The sequence below is a fragment of the Pseudogracilibacillus sp. SO10305 genome (assembly GCF_037072005.1).
In the GTDB taxonomy this organism is placed as follows: domain Bacteria; phylum Bacillota; class Bacilli; order Bacillales; family Amphibacillaceae; genus Pseudogracilibacillus; species Pseudogracilibacillus intestinigallinarum.
Window position 1 is genome coordinate 1 of the sequence record NZ_JAXHDE010000006.1, and the last position, 22,152, is coordinate 22,152.

Below are 22,152 nucleotides of genomic sequence, written 5' to 3' on the forward strand. Positions count from 1 at the left end.
GGCGAAGCTCATGTAAAAACACCATATAATTTACAATGTATTTTGAATGACTTTAATCTGTCACCAACACCATTTGACAAAGAACCACAAAATGAGGTTGGATCAATATCCAACCTCATGCAACGTATGTATGCGATTAGTTCATTTGTGCAATTACTGCTCCAATTACATAAATCAAAATAAAGAATACAAATGAAGCGACGAAACCAGTTGCCGCATGTGGTACGTCAAGTGATTTTTCTTGTGGATCTTTTTCAAATTCGTTCATCTTAATCCCTCCTGTTTCTCTTTAAGTATAAATTATTTCATAAAATAATTCTACTTTAGACTAAGCTATTTTTTTAAAAAATTATTTATAAATTGATTGCTCTTAAATTATATCAATAAACATGAAATTTTGCTATGATTAACCTAATGAATAAAAAGGAAAGTGTATAATTATGGTAGATTTTAATGATGCATTCAAAAAACTAAAGAAAAATAATATCCAACCAGTGTACATATTGTATGGTGAATCACAGTATTTTATCGATTTATTTAAACAAAAAGTTATGGATCTGTTAAAGGATGAAGTACAAGAGGAAATTAATTATTATGATTTACGTGAAACAGCCATTCAAGATGTGTTAGTCGATGTAGAAACGATACCATTTTTTACAGATCGTAAATTAATTATGGCGGAAAATATGAGTTTTATTACATCTAAACAGGAAAAGATACAAATAGAGCATGATGTCACTGCGCTTGAGGCGTATGTACAACATCCGGCCAGTTATTCAGTACTTATTTGTATTGTTCCATTCGACAAATTAGACGAACGTAAAAAAATCACTAAATTATTAAAAAAACATGTAGAAGTTGTTCATTGTGCACCGTTAAAGGAAAAGGCACTAAGAAATTGGGTGTTATATTTAGCGAAGGAAGAACAAATAACCGTTGACGCTGATGCATGTGATCTATTAGAGGCAGAATTTGAGACAAACTTAACTTTGTTAGCATCTGAAATGAAAAAACTTGCTTTATACGTTGGAGAAGGAGGACATGTTACAAATGAAATTGTTCGTAATTTAATGTCTACTTCTTTAAATCAAACAGCACTCCAGTTAGTGGATGCTGTATTAAAAAATGATTTGTTTGGAGCAATACATATTTATAAAGGTTTAGAAAAAATGCGTGAAGATGAAATAGGGCTACTCGCTTTATTGAGTTATCAATTCAGAATCATTTTCCAAGTGAAACTACTCGTAAATAAAGGGTATCCACTACAACGCATTCAATCAGAAGTTAAGGTACATCCATATGTTGTCAAACTTGCGCGTGAGCGAAGTAATCGTTATTCGATTACGACATTACAAAAAATTATGAATGAACTAACAAATACAGACCAAAAAATTAAAACAGGTGTAATGGATAAGGCGATTGCTTTTGAAATGCTCTTATATCAATTATCCACATTAGAACAGTATTCGTAACAACTTAAAATACCCGAAAGAAGAAAGCCGTTTCTATCGGTATTGTAAATAAAAAAAGATTCCAGTAATTACTGGAATCTTTTTTTATAATGAACTTATGCAGTAGCTTTATTAAGTTTTTTTGCTAAACGAGCTTTTTGGCGTAATCCATTGTTTTTATGTACTACCCCTTTTTGAACTGCTTTGTCAATGATGCGTGTAGTTGCTGTAAATGCAGCTTTTGCATTTTCTACATCATTTGCTTCGATTAACTTTTCAACTTTTTTAATATTTGTACGCATATCAGATTTAACCGATTGGTTACGATCACGTTTTTTATTGTTTACTTCTACACGTTTTAATGCTGATTTTAAGTTAGCCATGATGTCACCTCCTATAAATAGTTTCGTTTTCACTGTATGAAATATTTATTCATCCAATTCATTCGTTGTTCCATCACGTAAAGCAACGTAATTCGACAGAAACATTTTATCAAATAACGGGCGCAATTTCAACCGTTGTACATAAAAATAAGATTTACGCTTAAACTAAGTGTACATATTTGGAAATAGAAAGGGAATGGAACATGCATAATATTAGAACAGATTTAGCTATGGAAGCAAAAGAAATGTATGTGCAAGAAACAAATGAGGATATTGATGGTGTGAAAATCGTGGAAAAAAAAGAAGATGGAATGAAGATTTCTACCATTCATGTAAAAGAACCTGCAGCTTCTAAAATAAATAAAAAAAGTGGAACTTATATTACGGTTCATACAAAATCAGTGATCCAATCAGATGCAAACAAACAATTAGAAACGGCAAAAATAATTAGTAAACAACTAAATGAATTATTAATTTCCCATGAAATTGAGAAAGATGCAACATGCTTAGTAATCGGATTAGGGAATTGGAATATTACTCCTGATGCATTAGGACCAATGGCTATCGATAAATTATTAGTTACCAACCATTTATTTTTAATCGATGATGAAACACTTCATGAAGGATATCGACGAGTGGCAGCAATGTCTCCTGGAGTGATGGGAACGACTGGAATGGAAACGAGTGATATCGTCTTAAGTGTTATAGAAAGGTTAAAACCGGACTTCGTCATTGTCGTGGATGCACTAGCATCTAAATCTGTTGAAAGAATTAATGAAACCATTCAAATTACAGATACAGGGATACATCCTGGTTCTGGAGTTGGGAATAAACGAAAGGAATTAAGTAAAGAGGTATTAAATATTCCTGTATTTGCAATTGGTGTACCTACCGTTGTCGACGCAGTAACGATCGTACACGATACGATGAATGAAATTTTAAAAAATCTTGGGCGAGAAGCAAAAGAGAAAGGCCGTCCGAAATCATCTCTTTTGCCGAATATACTTCCGATTCAACATGAAAATCTAACAGAAAGTGACCTACCAAATGAAAAGGATAGAAAAAAATATTTTGGGATGATCGGTGCTCTATCTGATGATGAAAAACGTGCATTTTTACGGGAAATATTAACTCCTTCTGGTAAAAATTTGATTGTTACCCCAAAAGAAGTCGATCAATATATGGAAGACATGGCACATTTATTAGCACAGGCTATTAATGCATGTTTACATGAAAAAGTGAAATTAAAGAAAGCGACAAATTATACAAAATAATAGTTCTAAACATCCTTACGATACATACAATGTCATATAAAACAAATGTAAAAGTTGATCTTATAAAATGATGGTTGTAAGGGTGATACTAATGTTTCTAAAGAAGTCTTATGAAAGAATACTCCTTTCGTTTATCATAACTATATTTTTATTTATATGCATCGGGTGGATGACGACATTTAAGTCAACAGATAAATGGTCGTCATCTTTTTTTTCGAGTTGGACAATCCATTTACAAGATTCACTTTTTATCCATTTATTCAGTGCGGAAAATCAGGCTTTTAGTGTCATGATGGAAGATACAGAACGAGTATCTGTTGCAGATACGTTGTTTCAACTTATAACGAGCGTGCAACTAGACGATGTGAAAACATTTATTTTTAAAGAAATACCTGGAATTTCTATTTATGAAAGAAATATTGTCGTGCAAAGCGAACAATTAGATACACATCAATTTTTATCACATGAATCCGGACCACCATTAGAATTAATACTTGAAGAAAGGGAAGCTAATTTGAAAGAAGAAGAACAAGAAGAAGAAATAACACCGAATACACAATCAAAGACGGTGTTCTTGTATAACTCTCATAATCGTGAATCATTTTTGCCACATTTAAAAGAAGAAAATCCAAGTAGTGCTTACCATGATGAAGTAAATATTACAAAAGTAAGCGAACGGCTTCGTCAGCAGTTGGAAAAAAGAAATATCGGCGTGACGGTAGATGATACAGATATTACAGCAATGTTACATAAAAAAGGATGGCAATTTTATCAATCATATGAAGCATCTAGAGAAGTGGTAGCTGACGTCATGAAGGAAAATAATCAATTACAATATTTTATCGACATTCACCGTGATAGTTTACCGAGAGATAAAACAACAAAAACAATTAATGATGAAACTTATGCGACGATACTATTTGTCGTTGGTGGAGATCATAAAGATTACGAGAAAAACTTATCCATTGCAACAACGCTCCATAAAAAAATAGATGAATCATATCCGGGCTTAAGTAGAGGAGTTATTACAAAATCTGGCCCAGGAAACGACGGGATCTATAATCAGGATTTATCGGAAAATGCACTCTTAATTGAGCTTGGAGGATATGAAAATACTTTTGATGAATTATATGCAACCGTAGATGTTTTTGCAGATGCATTTAGTCAATTTTACTTTGATACAGAAAAAGTAATGAAGTAATAGGAGGAAATAACGATGAGGATTTTTTTCATTATTATCATTTGTATATTTTGTTTCGTAAGTGGGATGACATATAAATCTGTAGATGCACAAACGGAAAAGCCGACGATAGATGTTAAGGAACAACCTTTATGGGATTATGAATTGGAAGAGCAAGCGACGATTTTACAAGAGAACGAACCTTTTATTTATTCGATTACTAGTAAGATAGAAAAAATATTTAATTTTTTAACAACAACATTAGTAGATTTTCTTTATCAATTTGCTTCCTTATTTTTCTGATAAAAAAAACGTGACAGTGATATAATATTGAAAGTAACAAAGGGTACTGATATAATCATGTAACAGATATGTAAAATATATGCTCAATTTATTGTAGGAGTGGCAGGAAATGAAAAAACAAAAACGTAGTGTACGAAATTTTTCGATTATCGCACATATTGACCACGGAAAGTCAACATTAGCAGATCGAATTTTAGAAAATACAAAAGCATTAACCGAAAGAGAAATGTCTGATCGTTTATTAGATGCGATGGACTTGGAAAAAGAACGCGGAATTACCATTAAATTAAATGCTGTACAACTGGAATATACGAGTAAAGCTGGGGAAGACTTTATATTCCATTTAATCGATACACCTGGGCACGTCGATTTTACGTACGAAGTATCCCGTAGTTTAGCGGCGTGTGAGGGAGCTATTTTAGTGGTGGATGCGGCACAAGGAATTGAAGCCCAGACACTTGCAAACGTTTATTTAGCTTTAGATAATGATTTAGAAATTATCCCTGTCATTAATAAAATTGATTTACCAAACGCTGACCCTGAACGTGTTACACAGGAATTAGTTGACATTGTTGGCATCAATCCTGATGATGTTATTTTAGCATCGGCAAAGGAAAATATCGGTATTGAAGATATTTTAGAGCGAGTCGTAGAAGCAGTACCGGAACCAGAAGGGGATCCAAATGAGGTATTAAAAGCGCTAATTTTTGACTCATTATATGATCCATACCGTGGAGTTGTCGCATATGTTTGTGTGAAAGAGGGACAAATTAATGTTGGCGATAAAATAAAAATGATGGCAACAGATAAAGAATATGAAGTGTTAGAAGTTGGTGTTTTTACACCAAAAGAAGAAAAACGTAGCCATTTAACCGTCGGAGATGTAGGTTATATGACGGCGGCAATTAAAAATGTAAAAGATACGCGTGTTGGAGACACGATAACAAATGCATTAAATGGAACAACAGAACCACTACCAGGGTACCGTAAGTTAAATCCAATGGTTTTCTGTGGACTATATCCTGTTAACTCGGAAGATTATAATCCGTTACGTGATGCATTAGAACGATTAGAGCTAAATGACTCTGCATTACAATACGAAGCTGAAACATCTCAAGCATTAGGATTTGGCTTCCGGACTGGATTTTTAGGTTTACTCCATATGGAAATTATCCAAGAGAGAATCGAGAGAGAATTTAACATTGATTTAATTACAACAGCACCAAGTGTTATTTATGAGGTGCATAAAACAGATGGAGAAATAATAAGCATTGATAATCCAGCTCAAATGCCTGAGCCAACTGAAATCGAACAAATTTTAGAGCCATATGTAAAAGCAACGATTATGGTACCAAATGATTTTGTTGGTCCAGTAATGGAGATTTGCCAGCGAAAACGTGGGTCATTCGTTGATATGCAATATTTAGACGATGTTCGAGTCAATGTCGTATATGAAATACCACTATCAGAAATTGTTTTTGATTTCTTTGATCAATTGAAATCACATACAAAAGGGTATGCGTCATTAGATTATGAATATATTGAAAATCGAGCATCAGATTTAGTGAAAATGGACATTTTATTACATGGTGAAGCGATTGATGCGCTGTCTGTTATTATCCATAAAGACTTTGCTCAAAGTCGTGGTCGTCAAATTGCGGAAAAACTACGTGAATTAATTCCAAGACAACAGTTTGAAGTCCCTGTTCAAGCGGCAATTGGAAACCACATTATTGCAAGAACAAATATTAAAGCTGTACGTAAAGATGTCACAGCGAAACTGTATGGAGGAGACGTCTCACGTAAGAAAAAGTTATTAGAGAAACAAAAAGAAGGTAAGAAACGAATGAAGATGGTCGGCTCTGTTGAAATTCCGCAAGAAGCGTTCATGAGCGTGTTACAGTTGAATGATGATTAATATAGAAAAGACGAAGTAGATGATGGTAATCCAATCATCTACTTTTTTTATAAAAAAAGAGTCAACATAATTGACAATGAAAATGAGATTTGATAATTTATAATTAGTATTAGCACTCACATCGGTCGAGTGCTAACAGAGGTGATAAACATGTTAACAGAAAGACAGTTGCTCATCTTACAAACGATTATCGATAATTTTATTGATACAGCGCACCCAATCGGTTCTCGCGCTTTATCTAAAGATGAATCGATTCAACTTAGTTCTGCAACAATTCGAAACGTGATGGCAGACTTAGAAGATATGGCATTACTCGAAAAAACACATTCTTCTTCTGGAAGAATCCCATCTGAAAAAGGGTATCGGTATTATGTAGACCATTTGATTACACCAAAAATGAAACAAAAAGAATTAAATATTATTAAACATGTCATACAAAATAAAATGGTCGACTTTGAACAAATTGTTCAATTATCTGCTGACTTATTATCGCAGTTAACAAATTATACGACAGTCATTCTTGGTCCACATGATATGGATGCAACGTTAAAACAAGTGCAATTAGTCAAAATCTCTGATACGACTGCTGTTGCTATTTTAGTGACGAATACCGGACATGTGGAACATAAATCATTTACGGTACCGAGCACGATTTCGATGTCTGAATTAGAAAAGCTCATGAATATTTTGAATGATCGTTTACAAAATGTACCACTCGTCCAATTACCATATACCTTACAGTCAGAGGTTTATGCATTAATGGAAAAGCATATACACAATTATGAAGTAATGTATGATTATATTCAGACTGTTTTAACTTATGACGATAGTACAAAAATTTATGTCGGTGGACAATCAAACATCCTGATGCAACCAGAGTTTAAAGACGTTGAAAAAATTTACGATTTTTATACGATGCTAGAAAACGAACAACTAATGATTGACTTATTATCGAAACAATCAGAAGGGATTCAAGCATCGATTGGCAATGAAAATGAACATGAGGCAATTAAACACTTCAGTTTGATCACGTCTTCGTATAAATTAAATGACAATCAAACAGGGAAAATTGCATTAATAGGTCCAACAAGGATGGAATATCGTAAAGTATTTTCATTAATGCAAGCATTATCGAATGAGATAAGCGAAATTTTTTACCCACATAGAAATGAGTAACAACATATTAAAAGAATGACCATTATAGTTTATTTTGTATAAAATTCATGTTATTGTGTAACGTGGTAATGGATATTACGGAGGTGTACGTTTTGGAAGAAACGAAAGAACAAAACGTTACGAATGAAGAAATCGATGAGACGATTATCGATGAAAATCAGGACGTAACAGAAGAAGATCATGAGGCGAATGCTGAAAAAAGTAAAGAAATCAATATAGAAGAAATTTTACAAGAAAATGAACAATTGAAACAAGAAACAACCCAATTAAAAGACCGCATGCTTCGTATTCAAGCAGAGTATGATAACTTCAAACGTCGTACGAACGAAGAAAGACTTGCGGAAAGAAAATATCAATCCGAAAAATTAGCGATAGCACTTTTATCTGTATTAGACAATTTCGAACGTGCATTACAAGTAGAAATTACAGAAGAAAACAAAGGATTGATGGATGGGATGCAAATGATTTACAATCAATTTGCAGAAGCATTACAATCAGAGGAAATTACAGCGATTAACGCAGTGAACGAACAATTCGACCCGAATATTCATCAAGCAGTGATGCAAGTAGAAGATGAATCAGTAGAATCAAATATTGTTGTAGAAGAACTACAAAAAGGGTATATGTTAAAAGATAAAGTAATTCGACCAGCAATGGTAAAAGTTAATAAATAGTTTATAGAAGAAGGAGAATAAATGATGAGTAAAATTATTGGTATTGACTTAGGAACAACAAATTCATGTGTAACAGTAATGGAAGGTGGAGAACCAGTTGTTATTCCTAACCCAGAAGGAAACAGAACAACACCATCTGTTATTTCGTTTAAAAACGGTGAAAGACAAGTAGGGAATGTTGCGAAAAACCAAGCAATTACAAACCCAAACACAATTCAATCCATTAAACGTCATATGGGTACTGATTACAAAGTAACAATTGAAGATAAAGATTATACGCCACAAGAAGTATCGGCTATTTTATTACAACATTTAAAAGAGTATGCAGAAAGCTATATCGGTGAAGATGTATCAAAAGCTGTTATTACAGTTCCAGCATACTTTAACGATGCAGAGCGTCAAGCTACTCGTGATGCAGGTATTATCGCAGGTCTCGAAGTAGAAAGAATTATTAACGAACCAACTGCAGCAGCTCTTGCATACGGTATGGACAAAGAAGGCGACCAAACTATTTTAGTATATGACTTAGGTGGAGGTACATTTGACGTATCTATCTTAGACATTGGTGATGGAACATTTGAAGTTATTTCAACAGCAGGGGATAACCGTCTAGGTGGGGATGACTTCGACGAAAAAATCATCGACTATATGGTTGAAGAGTTCCGTAAAGAAAATAGCATTGATTTATCACAAGATAAAATGGCGACACAACGTCTAAAAGATGCGGCTGAAAAAGCGAAAAAAGATTTATCAGGTGTATCACAAACTCAAATTTCATTACCGTTCATTACAGCTGGAGAAGCTGGACCATTACATTTAGAAATGACATTAACTCGTGCGAAATTTGATGAGTTAACATCAGATTTAGTCGAGAAAACAATGGTTCCTGTACGTAAAGCGTTACAAGATGCGGATTTCTCTGCTTCAGATATTGATAAAGTAATTTTAGTTGGTGGATCTACTCGTATTCCAGCAGTTCAAGAAGCAATTAAGAACGAAACTGGTAAAGAACCATCAAAAGGAGTAAACCCTGATGAAGTTGTTGCTTTAGGGGCGGCAATCCAAGGTGGAGTATTACAAGGTGATGTTAAAGACGTATTATTATTAGATGTAACACCACTATCTCTAGGAATTGAAACAATGGGTGGCGTTACGACAAAATTAATCGAACGTAATACAACTATTCCAACAAGTGAATCACAAGTATTCTCAACTGCTGCAGATAACCAAACTGCTGTAGACATTCACGTATTACAAGGGGAACGTGAAATGGCTGCAGATAACAAAACATTAGGCCGTTTCCAATTAACAGATATTCCAGCAGCACCACGTGGAATTCCCCAAATCGAAGTATCATTTGACATTGACGCAAATGGTATTGTAAACGTACGTGCAAAAGATTTAGGAACAAATAAAGAACAATCGATTACAATCAAATCTTCTTCAGGTTTATCAGATGAAGAAATCGATCAAATGGTAAAAGACGCAGAAGAAAATGCGGAGGCGGACAAAAAACGTCGTGAAGAAATCGATCTACGTAATGAAGCTGACCAAGCTGTGTTCATGACAGAAAAAACATTAAAAGATTTAGGTGAAAATGTTTCTGACGATGAAAAAGCAAAGGCAGAACAATTAAAAGATGAACTTAAAACTGCCTTAGAAGGCGAAGACATGGAAGATATTAAAGCGAAAAAAGAAGCACTTGAAGCAGAAGTTCAGCAGTTAGCTACAAAATTATATGAACAAGCAGCACAAGCACAACAACAAGCAGGTGCAGAGGATGATGCAGCTGGATCAGATGATGTAGTAGATGCAGATTTTGAAGAAGTGGACGATGAAAAGAAATAAATATATAGAAACAAAAGGTCAAAGTCAGGATTTCTTGGCTTTGACTTTTTTTAAGAGACTCATTTGCTATGGCAATTACATTAATGGTATTATAAATAAGATTGAGATCGTTTCAGGAGAGTGAATATTTTGAGTAAACGAGATTATTATGAAGTATTAGGTGTCTCGAAAGACGCAAGTAAAGAAGAAATTAGAAAAGCATACCGCAAATTAGCGCGTAAATATCACCCAGATGTGAACAAGGAAGACGACGCTGAGGAAAAGTTTAAAGAAGCTAAAGAAGCATATGAAGTACTTTATGACGAACAAAAACGTGCACAATATGATCAATTTGGTCATGCAAGCCAACAACAAGGCTTCGGTGGTGGCGGAGGCTTTGGTGGCTTCGGTGGCATGGATGATATTTTTGATATGTTCTTCGGTGGTGGTGGAAGAAGAGATCCAAATGCACCACAACAAGGAGCAGACTTACAATATACGATGGAATTAACATTTGAAGAAGCAATTTTTGGAAAGGAAACGGAAATTACTATTCCGAAAGAAGAAAATTGTGAAACATGTAATGGATCAGGTGCAAAACCTGGTACAAATCCTACAACATGTTCGAATTGTCATGGATCTGGACATGTAACAGTGGAACAGAATACACCATTTGGCCGTGTACAAAGTCAGAGAACGTGTAATCATTGTTTAGGAAAAGGAAAAATTATTACAGATAAATGTACGACATGCCGTGGTGCTGGAAAAGTGAAGAAAAATAGTACTATTAAAGTATCCATTCCAGCCGGGATTGATGAAGGACAACAAATTCGTTTATCAGGAAAAGGAGAACCAGGTAAAAATGGTGGGCCAGCTGGAGACTTATTTGTCGTTGTTCGCGTGAATCCACATGAATATTTCCAACGTGAAGGAGATAATATTTTCTTAGAAGTACCGATCACTTTTGCTCAAGCAGCATTAGGAGATGAAATTGAAGTTCCGACTGTACATGGTGCCGTAAACATTAAAGTACCTGCTGGAACACAAACTGGGAAAACATTCCGCTTACGTGGAAAAGGTGCACCGAACGTGCGAGGTTATGGCCAGGGAGATCAACATGTTAAAATTCGTGTCGTAACACCGACTAAATTAACATCTCGTCAAAAAGAGTTATTAAAGGAATTTAATCAACTTGATGACAATACACCAATATCGGAAGAAGAAGACACAATCTTTAAACGTTTTAAAAAAGCTTTTAAAGGTGAATAGTCGACTTTTATACGAAGAAAAGAGTGACATGCAATGGATTGGAAGGAATTTGTCTATCATACTACAAATGAAGCGATAGAGCCTGTATCAAACGTCTTAAATAATGAAGGTGCAAACGGTGTAGTTATCGTCGATCCACATGTTTTAACAAGGGAGAAACGTGCATTTTACGGAGAATTATATGCACTAAATGAAGATATGTTTCCGAAAGAAGGCGTATTTATTAAAGCATATTTCGTCGCAAATGATCAATGGGAAACAAAGAAAAAATCATTGGTACAAAAAATTCGATTACTTGCTCAGTATGAGATTGATTTAGGTTTAGATGATGTATTTGTGCATGACGTAAAAGAAGAAGATTGGGAAAATGAATGGAAAAAATATTTTAAATCTTTGCCTATTACGGATACATTAACGATTGTACCAAGCTGGGAAGATTACACGAAAAAGAATGAAAACGAACAAATCATTTCTATTGATCCTGGCATGGCATTTGGTACAGGGACACATCCGACAACAGTTTTAAGTATGCAAGCAATTGAAAAAACTATTACACCAGGTGATATTATATTGGATGTTGGTTCTGGTTCTGGTGTATTATCCATCGGTGCCGTTTTATTAGGGGCAGAGCATGTATATGCATATGACTTAGATGAAGTAGCAGTTCATAGTACTAAAATGAATCGTGATATAAATAATTTCCAACATAAAATTACCGTTAAACAAAATGACTTATTGAAAAATGTATCGCAAACCGCCGATATAATCGTATCAAATATATTAGCGGATATTTTATTATTGCTAATCGATGATGCATGGGATAATTTAAAAGATGGTGGGCTTTTTATTACATCTGGAATTATTCAATCAAAAGAACGAATGGTATGTGATGCAATGGAGAAAAAAGGATTTACGATTATGGAAAAAAATGAACAGAACAATTGGGTAAGTTTCATCGCCAAAAAAGGTTAAGAAACGTCTCTGAGCAGTGAAACAGTAGCTCTTGTTGGATGACGTCTGTTATACATTGCTGCTAAAAATGCTTATGGTAAATGGCTAACGAAGCCTAATATAATTCTCATATATCTTTTTAATTATTGATACAAAAAAGTAGGTGTTTTGATGCAACGATATTTTATCATAGAAAATGATATAAACGATGATCAAACTGTTACTATTTCGAATGAAGATGCCCACCATATTATAAACGTAATGCGCATGCAAAGCGGAGATGAAGTTATTTTAAGTTTCCCATCAGATGAAAGTTTTATCGCGATGATTTCTGAAATCCAAGATGGATCTGTCACATTTGAAATGAAAGAGAAAATGATGGAAGAAAAAGCTTTACCTGTATCTGTTACAATCGCACAAGGATTACCGAAAGGCTCCAAATTAGAACTCATCGTACAAAAAGGAACTGAATTAGGTGCAGATAAATTTGAAATTATTCAAATGGATCGTTCTGTTGCAAAATGGGATCAGAAAGCTACGAATAAAAAACTTCCACGATATGAAAAAATTATAAAGGAAGCAAGTGAACAATCACATCGCACATCCATTCCTAAAATAGATGGAATCCGAACTTTAGATGCCATGTTACAAGATGCGTCCATCTATGATCATATTCTTTTTGCTTATGAAGAAGAAGCAAAAACGGAAGAGTATCATTCGTTTTACGTAGCATTAAAACATATTAAAAAAGCAGACCGTGTACTATTGTTTATCGGTCCAGAAGGTGGCTTTTCAAAGCGAGAAGTAGAGCAATTAAAATCATATGGAGCACATGCGGTTCGTTTAGGAAAGCGTATTTTACGAACGGAAACAGCTTCATTATATGCATTAAGTGCATTGTCATTTTATTTTGAAGAATTAGAAGCACAATAAATGGTGTTGGTGGAGAAAAAATGATCCACTGGCACCATTTTTTCTGCTTGAAATTAGAAACGATTGCTGCAAAATTACCAATGTGTATAAAGTGATTTTAATCGAGTTACTAACTTTATTTGGTAAAGCCCTGTTTTATAGTATTTCTACATGATTCGTCTATGTTATAATAAATGTATAATTTATATATGGTTAGGGGTTAAATGTCGTGGTAATTAATCGTACAGAAATTGAAATAAGATATCAGGAAACAGATCAAATGGGTGTCGTCTATCATGCTAATTATTTAGTTTGGTTTGAAATCGGACGAACAAAACTAATTGAACAACTAGGATTTAAGTATGCGGAAATGGAACAAGATGGGGTCGTTTCACCAGTCATCGATTTACAAATTACATATAAAAAACCTGCTCGATATGGCAATACAGTCATTATTGAAACATGGCTAGAGAAGTATGACGGCATTCGTACGACTTATAAATATCGTGTTGTAGACGAAAAAGGCGATGTGTATGTAACAGGAGCTTCAGATCATGTCATTGTAGATCATAAAACATTCCGTCCGCTTCGATTACGTAAAGTACATCCTAAATGGCATGAAGCATATCAACGTTTAGTAAGTAAAGAGGGATAAAAGTGGCTTTTGGGATTAAACGAAAAGAACTCATATTATGGAAAGAGAAAGTGAAGAATGGTGAAATTGCTTTTCTTACACATTATTGGGAAGATCCTCGTTTCCCTACCGCAACATCCGTTACAAAAGTGGGTTGTAATGATATCGACCGCTTAATTCATTGGGGTCAACAATATGGACTTAAAAAAGAATGGATCCATTTCACATCATACCCACATTTTGATTTATTTGAAGAGAGACAGCGCGAGATTTTATATAAGGAAAAAATGTTCGGTCATATCCGTCGCTTTAACTTATAAATCTCATATATTGTATAAGGAAGACGTAAGTAGCGATGCCCCATAGCAAGTTAGAAATCCAATCGTATCCCTATAGCATAATAAGTGAAATAAGATCGAGCAGAATTATAGTACGATAAAATAAAACCACAATTTACAAATACGTAAATTGTGGTTCTTCTAATTGTTCATCATATGTGACATGAAGATCTTTTCCATCAAAATACCAAGCATCTTCTTCTGAGACAAAAAATGTAATCCCATCGACAACAACAGATACATGTGGCTGATTTTCTTCTTCCACTTTTACACCGATTGAAAATCCGGGAACGAGTCCACCAACACCACCATATCGAACGAAAAATCGAATTGTCATCCCTTCGTCTACTAATAATTCTTCCTTATACCATTGAACTGCTTTTTTTGTGACATGTAATTCCAATGAAAACAACTCCTAGCTATGTGAATTATTCTTTTCCTCTTTTTCTGGTACAAAATCAATTCCACCAGGATGAAATGGGTGACATTTTAAAATACGTTTTATAGTTAAATAAGTACCTTTCCATGCACCAAATCTTTCATATGCTTGTAAACTATAATGTGAACAAGTAGGATAAAATCGACAGGTTGGTGGCTTAATAGGACTTATAAACTTTTGATAAAATCGAACAATTCCCATGAATAAATGTTTCATCATGTTTCATAGACATCCTTTACAAAGAATAGATACTATCATTAGTATACGTGAAGCAATAAAACAGATTCAATTATTTGGATTCGTACGTTTACATCCATGTAATTTTAGGTTCAGTTTTATTTTTAATACGCTTTATATTTTCACGATGACGAATAATAACAAAAATTGTTAAAAATAATATCATGCAAAATAGTAATAAATCGTGCAAAAACGCACTAATAATCGTTGCGATAACACCAGTTAACATCGATGATAAAGAAACATACTTCGTTATTTTTAACGTAATTAAAAACGTTGCGACGATTGCTAAAAATAATAAAGGATTAATACCTAAAATAACTCCACCAGATGTAGCAACTGCTTTCCCACCTTTAAATTTTGCGAAGATAGGATATGTATGACCAATTACAGCAAATATACCTATCAATAAACGGGACACTTCCACATCCATAAACATAGCTCCAATAAGAGGAGCAATTGTTGCTAATGTTCCTTTTAAAATATCTGAAATTGTGACAATAATGCCAGCTTTTTTACCTAGAACACGAAAGGCATTCGTTGCCCCCATATTTTTACTTCCGTGTTCTCGAACATCTATATTGTAGCCAATTTTTCCTACAATTAACGCAGAAGGGATCGACCCTAATAAATAAGCGATAATAATAAAAATAACATATTCCACTTTCTCGTCCCACTTTCTTTTCTTTATTCTTTGTTCTAATTATTTAGTTTAGCATAATTTTTTATAAAACAGTACGAACAATGTTGAAATACGCAATATTTTTTAAATAGAGGAAAATATGGTAAAGTAAAGGTAATTAAATCGTTTTCAATTTACATATAAAGGTGGTATGTACAATGACATGGAAAAATCCTCCAAATGAAACTATTAAAACAATTTTAAAAGAATCAAAAACAATTGCAATTGTCGGCTTATCTGATAATCCCGCTAGAACTTCTTATCAAATTGCTGAAGCAATGCAAAAAGCTGGCTACAAAATTATTCCAGTAAATCCAAAAGTTGATCAAGTACTAGGAGAAAAGGCATATACTAGATTAACTGACATTGAAGAAAAAATTGATATTATTAATGTATTTAGAAGATCAGAGTTTCTACCACAAGTTGCAGAGGAAGCAATTCAAACAGATTGTAAAGTTTTTTGGGCACAACAAGGTGTATCAAATGAAGAAGCATATAAAACATTGAAAGAACATGAGTTTACTGTAATAATGGATTTATGTATAAAAGTGTTGCATGCAGTGTTATTATAGTAAAAGAGAACGAAAAGAGATGACACAATCGTCATCTCTTTTTATTCGGTAAAATGTAATGAACAATTGAAATCTGAATGAATAACCGTATAATATTTTATACAGTGATGGAAGTGAAAGTTAAAGGAGTCGAGGTACATTGAGTGATACTTCTATGAATTATGATGAACAATCGATACAAGTATTAGAAGGACTAGATGCCGTACGAAAAAGACCTGCAATGTATATTGGTAGTACGGATGTAAAAGGATTACATCATTTAGCTTATGAAATTATTGACAACGCAGTAGATGAAGCATTAGCAGGGTACGGAAATGAAATTGATGTAATATTGCATAAAGATAATAGTGTCTCCATTAAAGATGATGGACGTGGTATTCCTACTGGACAACATGAAACAGGAGTATCGACAACAGAAGTTATTTTCACCGTGTTACACGCAGGTGGAAAATTTGGCCAAGGTGGTTATAAGGCAAGTGGGGGGTTACATGGAGTTGGTGCAGCGGTTGTAAATGCATTAAGTGAATGGCTCGAAGTAACAACTTGTCGTAATGGAAAAAAATATACACAACGCTTTGAAAATGGAGGCCATCCTGTTGCTCCATTAAAAGAAGTCGGCAACACAAGACAAGTAGGGACACAAATTCGCTTTAAACCAGATCCGGCTATTTTTACAACGACGGAATATAAAGTCGAAACAATTAGTGATCGTTTACGAGAGTCAGCGTTTTTATTAAGTGGTATTAAAATTACGCTGAAAGATGAACGTACGGATTTAGAAGAAGTATACCATTATGAAGATGGGCTTATTTCATTTATCAATTATTTAAATGAAGGAAAAGATTCTTTACACGATGTGCTTTCATTTTCAGGAAAGGAAGACGAAATCGAAGTCGATATTGCAATGCAGTTTTCAGATAGCTATGTAGAAAACATGCATTCATTCGTAAATAATGTTCGCACAAAAGACGGGGGTACACATGAAGTAGGAGCAAGAAGTGCAATTACAAGAACATTTAATGATTATGCAAGAAGAACAGATATTTTAAAAGAAAAAGATAAAAACTTAGATGGAAATGATATTCGTGAAGGATTAATGATGGTCATTTCTGTTCGAGTTCCTGAAAAATATTTACAATTTGAAGGACAAACAAAAGGTAGATTAGGTACACCAGAAGTTCGTTCTGTCGTCGACAGTGTCGTTTCTGAAAAACTGACATATTTTTTAGAGGAAAACAGAGAAATCGCTAAAAGCTTATTAACGAAAGCGATTAAAGCAAAAGAAGCTCGAGAGGCTGCACAAAAAGCAAGAGAAGATGCACGGAATGGGAAGAAAAGAAAACGTAATGATACTTTATTAAGTGGAAAATTAACACCTGCACAATCACGTGATTACACTAAAAACGAACTGTTTCTAGTTGAGGGTGATTCAGCTGGTGGATCTGCCAAGCAAGGAAGAGACCGAGTTTTTCAAGCGATTTTACCGTTACGAGGAAAAGTAATTAATACGGAAAAAGCAAAATTAGAAGATGTTATGAAAAATGAAGAAATTGCTACGATAATTCATACGATTGGAGCTGGTGTTGGCTCTGACTTTAATGTCGATAATGCTCGGTATGATAAAATCATTATCATGACAGATGCAGATACGGATGGGGCACATATTCAAGTATTACTATTGACTTTTTTCTATCGTCATATGCGCCCCCTTATTGAGGCGGGAAAAGTATATATCGCTTTACCACCTTTATATAAAATTTCTAAAGGAAAAGGAAAAAAAGAACAAATTATTTACGCTTGGGAAGAAAAAGAACTTGAACAAGCGATTAAAAAATTCAAATCCGGCTATATGATTCAGCGTTATAAAGGTCTAGGAGAAATGAATGCAGACCAGCTATGGGAAACAACGATGAATCCTACAACGCGTACATTAGTACGTGTAACGATGGATAATATGGCACAAGCTGAAAGAAGAGTAACGACATTAATGGGGGACAAGGTGGCACCACGTCGTTCATGGATTGAAGAAAATGTCGCTTTCGGTTTAGAGGAAGATGAAAACATACTAGATAAATAAGATTTTGAACGTGTAAAAGGAGAATGATTATGTCTCAAGCAAATCAATTCATTGAATTACCTCTTGAAGACGTCATCGGGGACCGTTTTGGTCGTTATAGTAAATATATTATTCAAGACCGAGCACTCCCAGATGTACGTGATGGATTAAAACCTGTACAACGTCGTATTTTATATGCAATGCATATGGATAAAAATACACATGATAAAAACTTTCGTAAAGCCGCGAAAACCGTCGGGACCGTGATCGGTAACTATCATCCACATGGAGATATATCCGTTTATGATGCGATGGTCCGATTAAGTCAAAATTGGAAAATGCGTTATGAATTAGTGGAAATGCACGGGAATAATGGAAGTATTGATGGTGATCCTGCAGCAGCCATGCGTTATACGGAAGCTCGTTTATCAAAAATAACGACAGAGTTACTAAAAGATATTGAAAAGGAAACGGTCGATTTCATTCCTAACTTTGATGATACGACAGAGGAACCGACTGTTTTTCCAGCTAAATTACCCAACCTGTTAATTAATGGTTCTACAGGTATATCAGCTGGTTATGCGACAAATATTCCACCACATAATTTAGCAGAAGTGATTGACGCAGTTGTATTGAAAATGGAGCAACCAAATGCAACTGTCGATGAGTTAATGACTAAAATAAAAGGTCCAGACTTTCCAACCGGTGGAATTGTACAAGGGGTCGATGGCATAAAACAAGCATTTGAAACAGGAAAAGGTCGCGTGATTTTACGTGGTAATGCAACCATTGAAAAAGGAAAAGGAAACCGTGAACAAATCGTGATCGATGAAATTCCTTATGATGTAAACAAAGCTACCTTAGTCCGTAAAATGGATGAACTTCATGCAGAAAGAAAAGTAGAAGGGATTCAAGAAGTACGGGATGAAACAGACCGTGAGGGATTGAGAATTGTTATCGAATTGCGTAAAGATGCAGATGCAGAAGGTATTTTAAACTTCATGTATAAAAATACCGACTTACAAGTGTCCTACAATTATAATATGGTTGCGATTGAAGATAAAACACCAAAGCTATTGTCGTTACCAGCTGTGTTAGATGCATATATTGCTCACCAAAAAGATGTCATTACAAGACAAACGACATTCGACCTTAAAAAAGCAAAAGAGCGGGCGCATATTGTAGAAGGTTTAATGACAGCTATTTCTATTTTAGATGAATTAATTCATCTCATCCGCCATTCTGAAAACAAAGCAGATGCTAAACAAAAAATGATTGCTCGCTATAAATTTTCAGATGAACAAGCTGAAGCAATTTTGGCATTGCAATTATATCGTTTAACGAATACGGATATTACATTATTACAAGAAGAAAAAGATACGTTAGAAAAACATATTGCTCAGTATGAAGCGATTTTAGCAAGTCCTAAAAAGCTATTAAATACGATTAAAAATGAATTAAAACGAATTAAAAAAGAATATAAAACAGAACGTCTTACTAAAATTGAAGCGGAAATTGAAGAAATCAATATTAATATTGAAGTAACCATTCCAAATGAAACGGTCGTCGTTTCCGTAACAAAAGAAGGGTATGTGAAACGTACTAGCCTTCGTTCTTATGCCGCTTCCAATAAAGAAGATTTAACGATGAAACCTACTGACCATCTATTACGCTTAATGGAGATAGATACGACTGATAACCTCCTAATTTTTACGAACCTTGGAAAATATATTTGTATTCCGGTATATGAGTTACAAGATATTAGGTGGAAAGATATGGGGATTCATTTATCAAATATGACGACGATGGAACAGCATGAAGAAGTCGTTCAATGTATTCCTGTGCGAGAATTTTCCAACAAAAAGTTTATTTTATTCTTCACTAAACAAGGAATGGTGAAAAAATCAACCCAAGATTTGTATGAGTCAAATCGTTATAGTCGTAGTTTAATTGCTTTAAACTTACGTGATGGCGATGAAGTCGTTAACGTCTTTGAAACAGATGGAAAACAAGATATCTTTATTGCAACACATTTAGGATATGGTTTATGGTTTAATGAAGCAGATATTAGTCCCATCGGACAACGTGCCCTCGGTGTCATAGGTATTCAATTAAAAGATGATGATTATGTCGTAAATGGTCAAATTTTACATGAATCTGAAGATCCAAACTTAATTATCGTAACACAAAGAGGTGCATGTAAACGAATGACATTGCAAGTTTTTGAACGTTCTTCTAGAGCTAGACGGGGTGTAATGATGCTTCGGGAATTAAAATCAAAACCACATCGTATTCAAGGATTTTTTATTTTAGAAAAAGATGAAAAATTACACTTCATTACATCAGATGAAGAAAAAGTAGAATTAATTCCATATGGATTACCAATTAGTGATAGACAAAGTAACGGTTCCTTCGTCATTGATACAGAAAACGAAGGAAATATTCAAGAAATTGTAACAGACACACCATATGAAAAAATATTTGATATAGAAGAAAATTAATAAAAGAGGCTTTTCGTAATAAATAGCAATTTTCATATGTGCATATTACGGGAAGCCTTTCGATTTTATGTATAAAAAAGAGTGATATTTTATAAGAATATTAATATTTTTATACCAGGTCATAATTAATATTGTGCAATAATCGAATAAATGTATTAAAATAAGAATACTTATACGTTTATACATAAAGAGAGAAAATTTAAGAGGAGGAAGAACATGAATTTTGAATTTACGAAAGAACAAGAGATGATTCGTCAAATGGTTCGTGATTTTGCAAATGATGTCATTGCACCACGCGCTATTGAGATTGACCGGGATGCGAAATTTCCAAAAGACATCTTTGATCAAATGGGTGAATTAGGTTTGTTAGGATTGCCAATTCCAGAAGAATATGGTGGTGCTGGTGCAGATACAATTTCATATGCATTAGCAGTAGAAGAAATTGGTCGTGTATGTGGAAGTACTGGATTAAGTTATGCAGCTGCTGTTTCTTTAGGTGCTTCCCCAATTAATATGTTCGGAACCGAAACACAAAAAAAGACGTATTTACAACCTTTAGCTGAAGGACGTGCATTAGCTTCTTTCGGTTTAACGGAACCGAATGCAGGATCAGATGCGGGTGGAACAAAAACTACTGCTGTTTTAGAAGGCGATCAGTATGTCATTAATGGTGAAAAATGTTTTATTACGAATGCTAGTTTTGCAGAAACATTAATTGTTACAGCAGTTACAGGTAAAAACGAAAAAGGACGTAATGTTATTTCCGCATTTATCGTACCAACAAATACGAAAGGGGTAACAATTACGAGTAACTACGATAAAATGGGAGTTCGTGGTTCTGATACTGCAGAGATCGTTTTAGAAGATGTTCGTATCCCGAAAGAAAACTTATTAGGAGACAAAGAAGCTGGATTTAAACAGTTTTTAAAAACATTAGATGGTGGTCGTATTTCAATTGGTGCACTAGGAGTAGGTATTGCGCAAGCAGCATTAGATCGTGCATTAGCATATGCAAAAGAGCGTACTCAATTCGGAAAGCCGATTAGTAGTTTTCAAGCAATTCAATTTAAATTAGCTAATATGGCGATGGAAGTTGAATTAGCTAGAAATATGGTAATAAAAGCTGCTTGGTTGAAAGACCGAGGGAAAGCTTTTTCAAAAGAAGCAGCATATGCCAAATTATTTGCAACTGAAACGGCTGTACGCTCAGCAGATGAAGCTATTCAAATCCATGGCGGATATGGTTATATGAGAGAATATGAAGTAGAAAGATTGCTTCGTGATGCAAAATTGCTCGTTATTGGAGAAGGTACATCTGAAGTCCAACGTGTCGTTATTGCACGACACTTAGGTTGTTAATGTTGGAGGGTAATAT

22 protein-coding genes are annotated in these 22,152 nt (G+C 34.3%); 17 read left to right on the forward strand and 5 right to left on the reverse strand.

Annotated features, from left to right (window positions below):
* Nucleotides 1–136 precede the first annotated feature (136 nt).
* Nucleotides 137–268 (reverse strand): YqzM family protein, encoded by a 132-nt coding sequence (locus SPD45_RS06390; protein ID WP_336266908.1) that lies wholly within the window; start codon nt 266–268, stop codon nt 137–139.
* Nucleotides 269–440: 172 nt separating this feature from the next.
* Here SPD45_RS06390 and holA point away from each other — a divergent pair, with 172 nt between their 5' ends.
* Complete coding sequence (gene holA / locus SPD45_RS06395; RefSeq protein WP_336266909.1) at nt 441–1,472, forward strand: DNA polymerase III subunit delta; 1,032 nt, start codon at nt 441–443, stop codon at nt 1,470–1,472.
* A 95-nt stretch (nt 1,473–1,567) separates the two neighbouring features.
* Here the strand turns inward: holA and rpsT are convergent, their stop codons facing one another.
* On the reverse strand, nt 1,568–1,834 hold the full coding sequence (gene rpsT / locus SPD45_RS06400; RefSeq protein WP_336266910.1) for a 30S ribosomal protein S20: 267 nt from the start codon (nt 1,832–1,834) through the stop codon (nt 1,568–1,570).
* Nucleotides 1,835–2,019: 185 nt separating this feature from the next.
* On the opposite strand from rpsT, the gene gpr reads away from it, so the two are divergent.
* From gpr to SPD45_RS06460, 12 genes are all read left to right on the forward strand, one after another.
* Entirely contained in the window at nt 2,020–3,108 is a 1,089-nt protein-coding gene (gene gpr, locus SPD45_RS06405; RefSeq protein WP_442961998.1) for a GPR endopeptidase, read from the forward strand.
* A 169-nt stretch (nt 3,109–3,277) separates the two neighbouring features.
* Entirely contained in the window at nt 3,278–4,309 is a 1,032-nt protein-coding gene (gene spoIIP / locus SPD45_RS06410; protein ID WP_336266913.1) for a stage II sporulation protein P, read from the forward strand.
* A 15-nt stretch (nt 4,310–4,324) separates the two neighbouring features.
* On the forward strand, nt 4,325–4,591 hold the full coding sequence (locus tag SPD45_RS06415) for a hypothetical protein (protein ID WP_336266914.1): 267 nt from the start codon (nt 4,325–4,327) through the stop codon (nt 4,589–4,591).
* 109 nt (nt 4,592–4,700) lie between these two features.
* On the forward strand, nt 4,701–6,509 hold the full coding sequence (lepA, locus tag SPD45_RS06420; protein ID WP_336266915.1) for a translation elongation factor 4: 1,809 nt from the start codon (nt 4,701–4,703) through the stop codon (nt 6,507–6,509).
* Nucleotides 6,510–6,659: 150 nt separating this feature from the next.
* A complete protein-coding gene (hrcA, locus tag SPD45_RS06425) occupies nt 6,660–7,685 on the forward strand; it encodes a heat-inducible transcriptional repressor HrcA (protein WP_336266916.1) in 1,026 nt (341 codons plus the stop codon).
* An 83-nt stretch (nt 7,686–7,768) separates the two neighbouring features.
* Nucleotides 7,769–8,359, forward strand: coding sequence for a nucleotide exchange factor GrpE (grpE, locus tag SPD45_RS06430; protein ID WP_336267044.1), 591 nt, complete (start codon nt 7,769–7,771; stop codon nt 8,357–8,359).
* A gap of 24 nt (nt 8,360–8,383) precedes the next feature.
* A complete protein-coding gene (gene dnaK / locus SPD45_RS06435; RefSeq protein ID WP_336266917.1) occupies nt 8,384–10,207 on the forward strand; it encodes a molecular chaperone DnaK in 1,824 nt (607 codons plus the stop codon).
* Between the two features lie 129 nt (nt 10,208–10,336).
* The gene (dnaJ, locus tag SPD45_RS06440) at nt 10,337–11,455 is read left to right on the forward strand and encodes a molecular chaperone DnaJ (RefSeq protein WP_336266918.1); all 1,119 of its coding nucleotides are present in this window, start codon (nt 10,337–10,339) and stop codon (nt 11,453–11,455) included.
* 33 nt (nt 11,456–11,488) lie between these two features.
* On the forward strand, nt 11,489–12,427 hold the full coding sequence (gene prmA, locus SPD45_RS06445; RefSeq protein WP_336266919.1) for a 50S ribosomal protein L11 methyltransferase: 939 nt from the start codon (nt 11,489–11,491) through the stop codon (nt 12,425–12,427).
* Nucleotides 12,428–12,577: 150 nt separating this feature from the next.
* A complete protein-coding gene (locus SPD45_RS06450) occupies nt 12,578–13,339 on the forward strand; it encodes a 16S rRNA (uracil(1498)-N(3))-methyltransferase (RefSeq protein ID WP_336266920.1) in 762 nt (253 codons plus the stop codon).
* Nucleotides 13,340–13,547: 208 nt separating this feature from the next.
* Nucleotides 13,548–13,973 (forward strand): acyl-CoA thioesterase, encoded by a 426-nt coding sequence (locus SPD45_RS06455; RefSeq protein ID WP_336266921.1) that lies wholly within the window; start codon nt 13,548–13,550, stop codon nt 13,971–13,973.
* Nucleotides 13,974–13,975: 2 nt separating this feature from the next.
* Nucleotides 13,976–14,272, forward strand: a complete 297-nt coding sequence (locus SPD45_RS06460; protein WP_336266922.1) for a hypothetical protein — start codon at nt 13,976–13,978, stop codon at nt 14,270–14,272.
* Between the two features lie 133 nt (nt 14,273–14,405).
* Here SPD45_RS06460 and SPD45_RS06465 read toward each other — a convergent pair whose 3' ends face one another.
* The 3 genes from SPD45_RS06465 to plsY all read right to left on the reverse strand — a co-directional run bounded on the left by SPD45_RS06465 (nt 14,406) and on the right by plsY (nt 15,630).
* On the reverse strand, nt 14,406–14,693 hold the full coding sequence (locus SPD45_RS06465) for a HesB/YadR/YfhF family protein (RefSeq protein ID WP_336266923.1): 288 nt from the start codon (nt 14,691–14,693) through the stop codon (nt 14,406–14,408).
* A gap of 12 nt (nt 14,694–14,705) precedes the next feature.
* Nucleotides 14,706–14,945, reverse strand: a complete 240-nt coding sequence (yidD, locus tag SPD45_RS06470; protein ID WP_336267045.1) for a membrane protein insertion efficiency factor YidD — start codon at nt 14,943–14,945, stop codon at nt 14,706–14,708.
* A 91-nt stretch (nt 14,946–15,036) separates the two neighbouring features.
* Nucleotides 15,037–15,630 (reverse strand): glycerol-3-phosphate 1-O-acyltransferase PlsY, encoded by a 594-nt coding sequence (plsY, locus tag SPD45_RS06475; protein WP_336266924.1) that lies wholly within the window; start codon nt 15,628–15,630, stop codon nt 15,037–15,039.
* A gap of 176 nt (nt 15,631–15,806) precedes the next feature.
* On the opposite strand from plsY, the gene SPD45_RS06480 reads away from it, so the two are divergent.
* From SPD45_RS06480 to SPD45_RS06495, 4 genes are all read left to right on the forward strand, one after another.
* Entirely contained in the window at nt 15,807–16,220 is a 414-nt protein-coding gene (locus SPD45_RS06480) for a CoA-binding protein (RefSeq protein ID WP_336266925.1), read from the forward strand.
* Between the two features lie 154 nt (nt 16,221–16,374).
* The gene (parE, locus tag SPD45_RS06485; RefSeq protein ID WP_336267046.1) at nt 16,375–18,297 is read left to right on the forward strand and encodes a DNA topoisomerase IV subunit B; all 1,923 of its coding nucleotides are present in this window, start codon (nt 16,375–16,377) and stop codon (nt 18,295–18,297) included.
* Nucleotides 18,298–18,326: 29 nt separating this feature from the next.
* A complete protein-coding gene (parC, locus tag SPD45_RS06490) occupies nt 18,327–20,777 on the forward strand; it encodes a DNA topoisomerase IV subunit A (RefSeq protein WP_336266926.1) in 2,451 nt (816 codons plus the stop codon).
* A 216-nt stretch (nt 20,778–20,993) separates the two neighbouring features.
* Nucleotides 20,994–22,136: an acyl-CoA dehydrogenase family protein gene (locus tag SPD45_RS06495; protein WP_336266928.1), complete on the forward strand. Its 1,143-nt coding sequence runs from the start codon at nt 20,994–20,996 to the stop codon at nt 22,134–22,136.
* Nucleotides 22,137–22,152 lie beyond the last annotated feature (16 nt).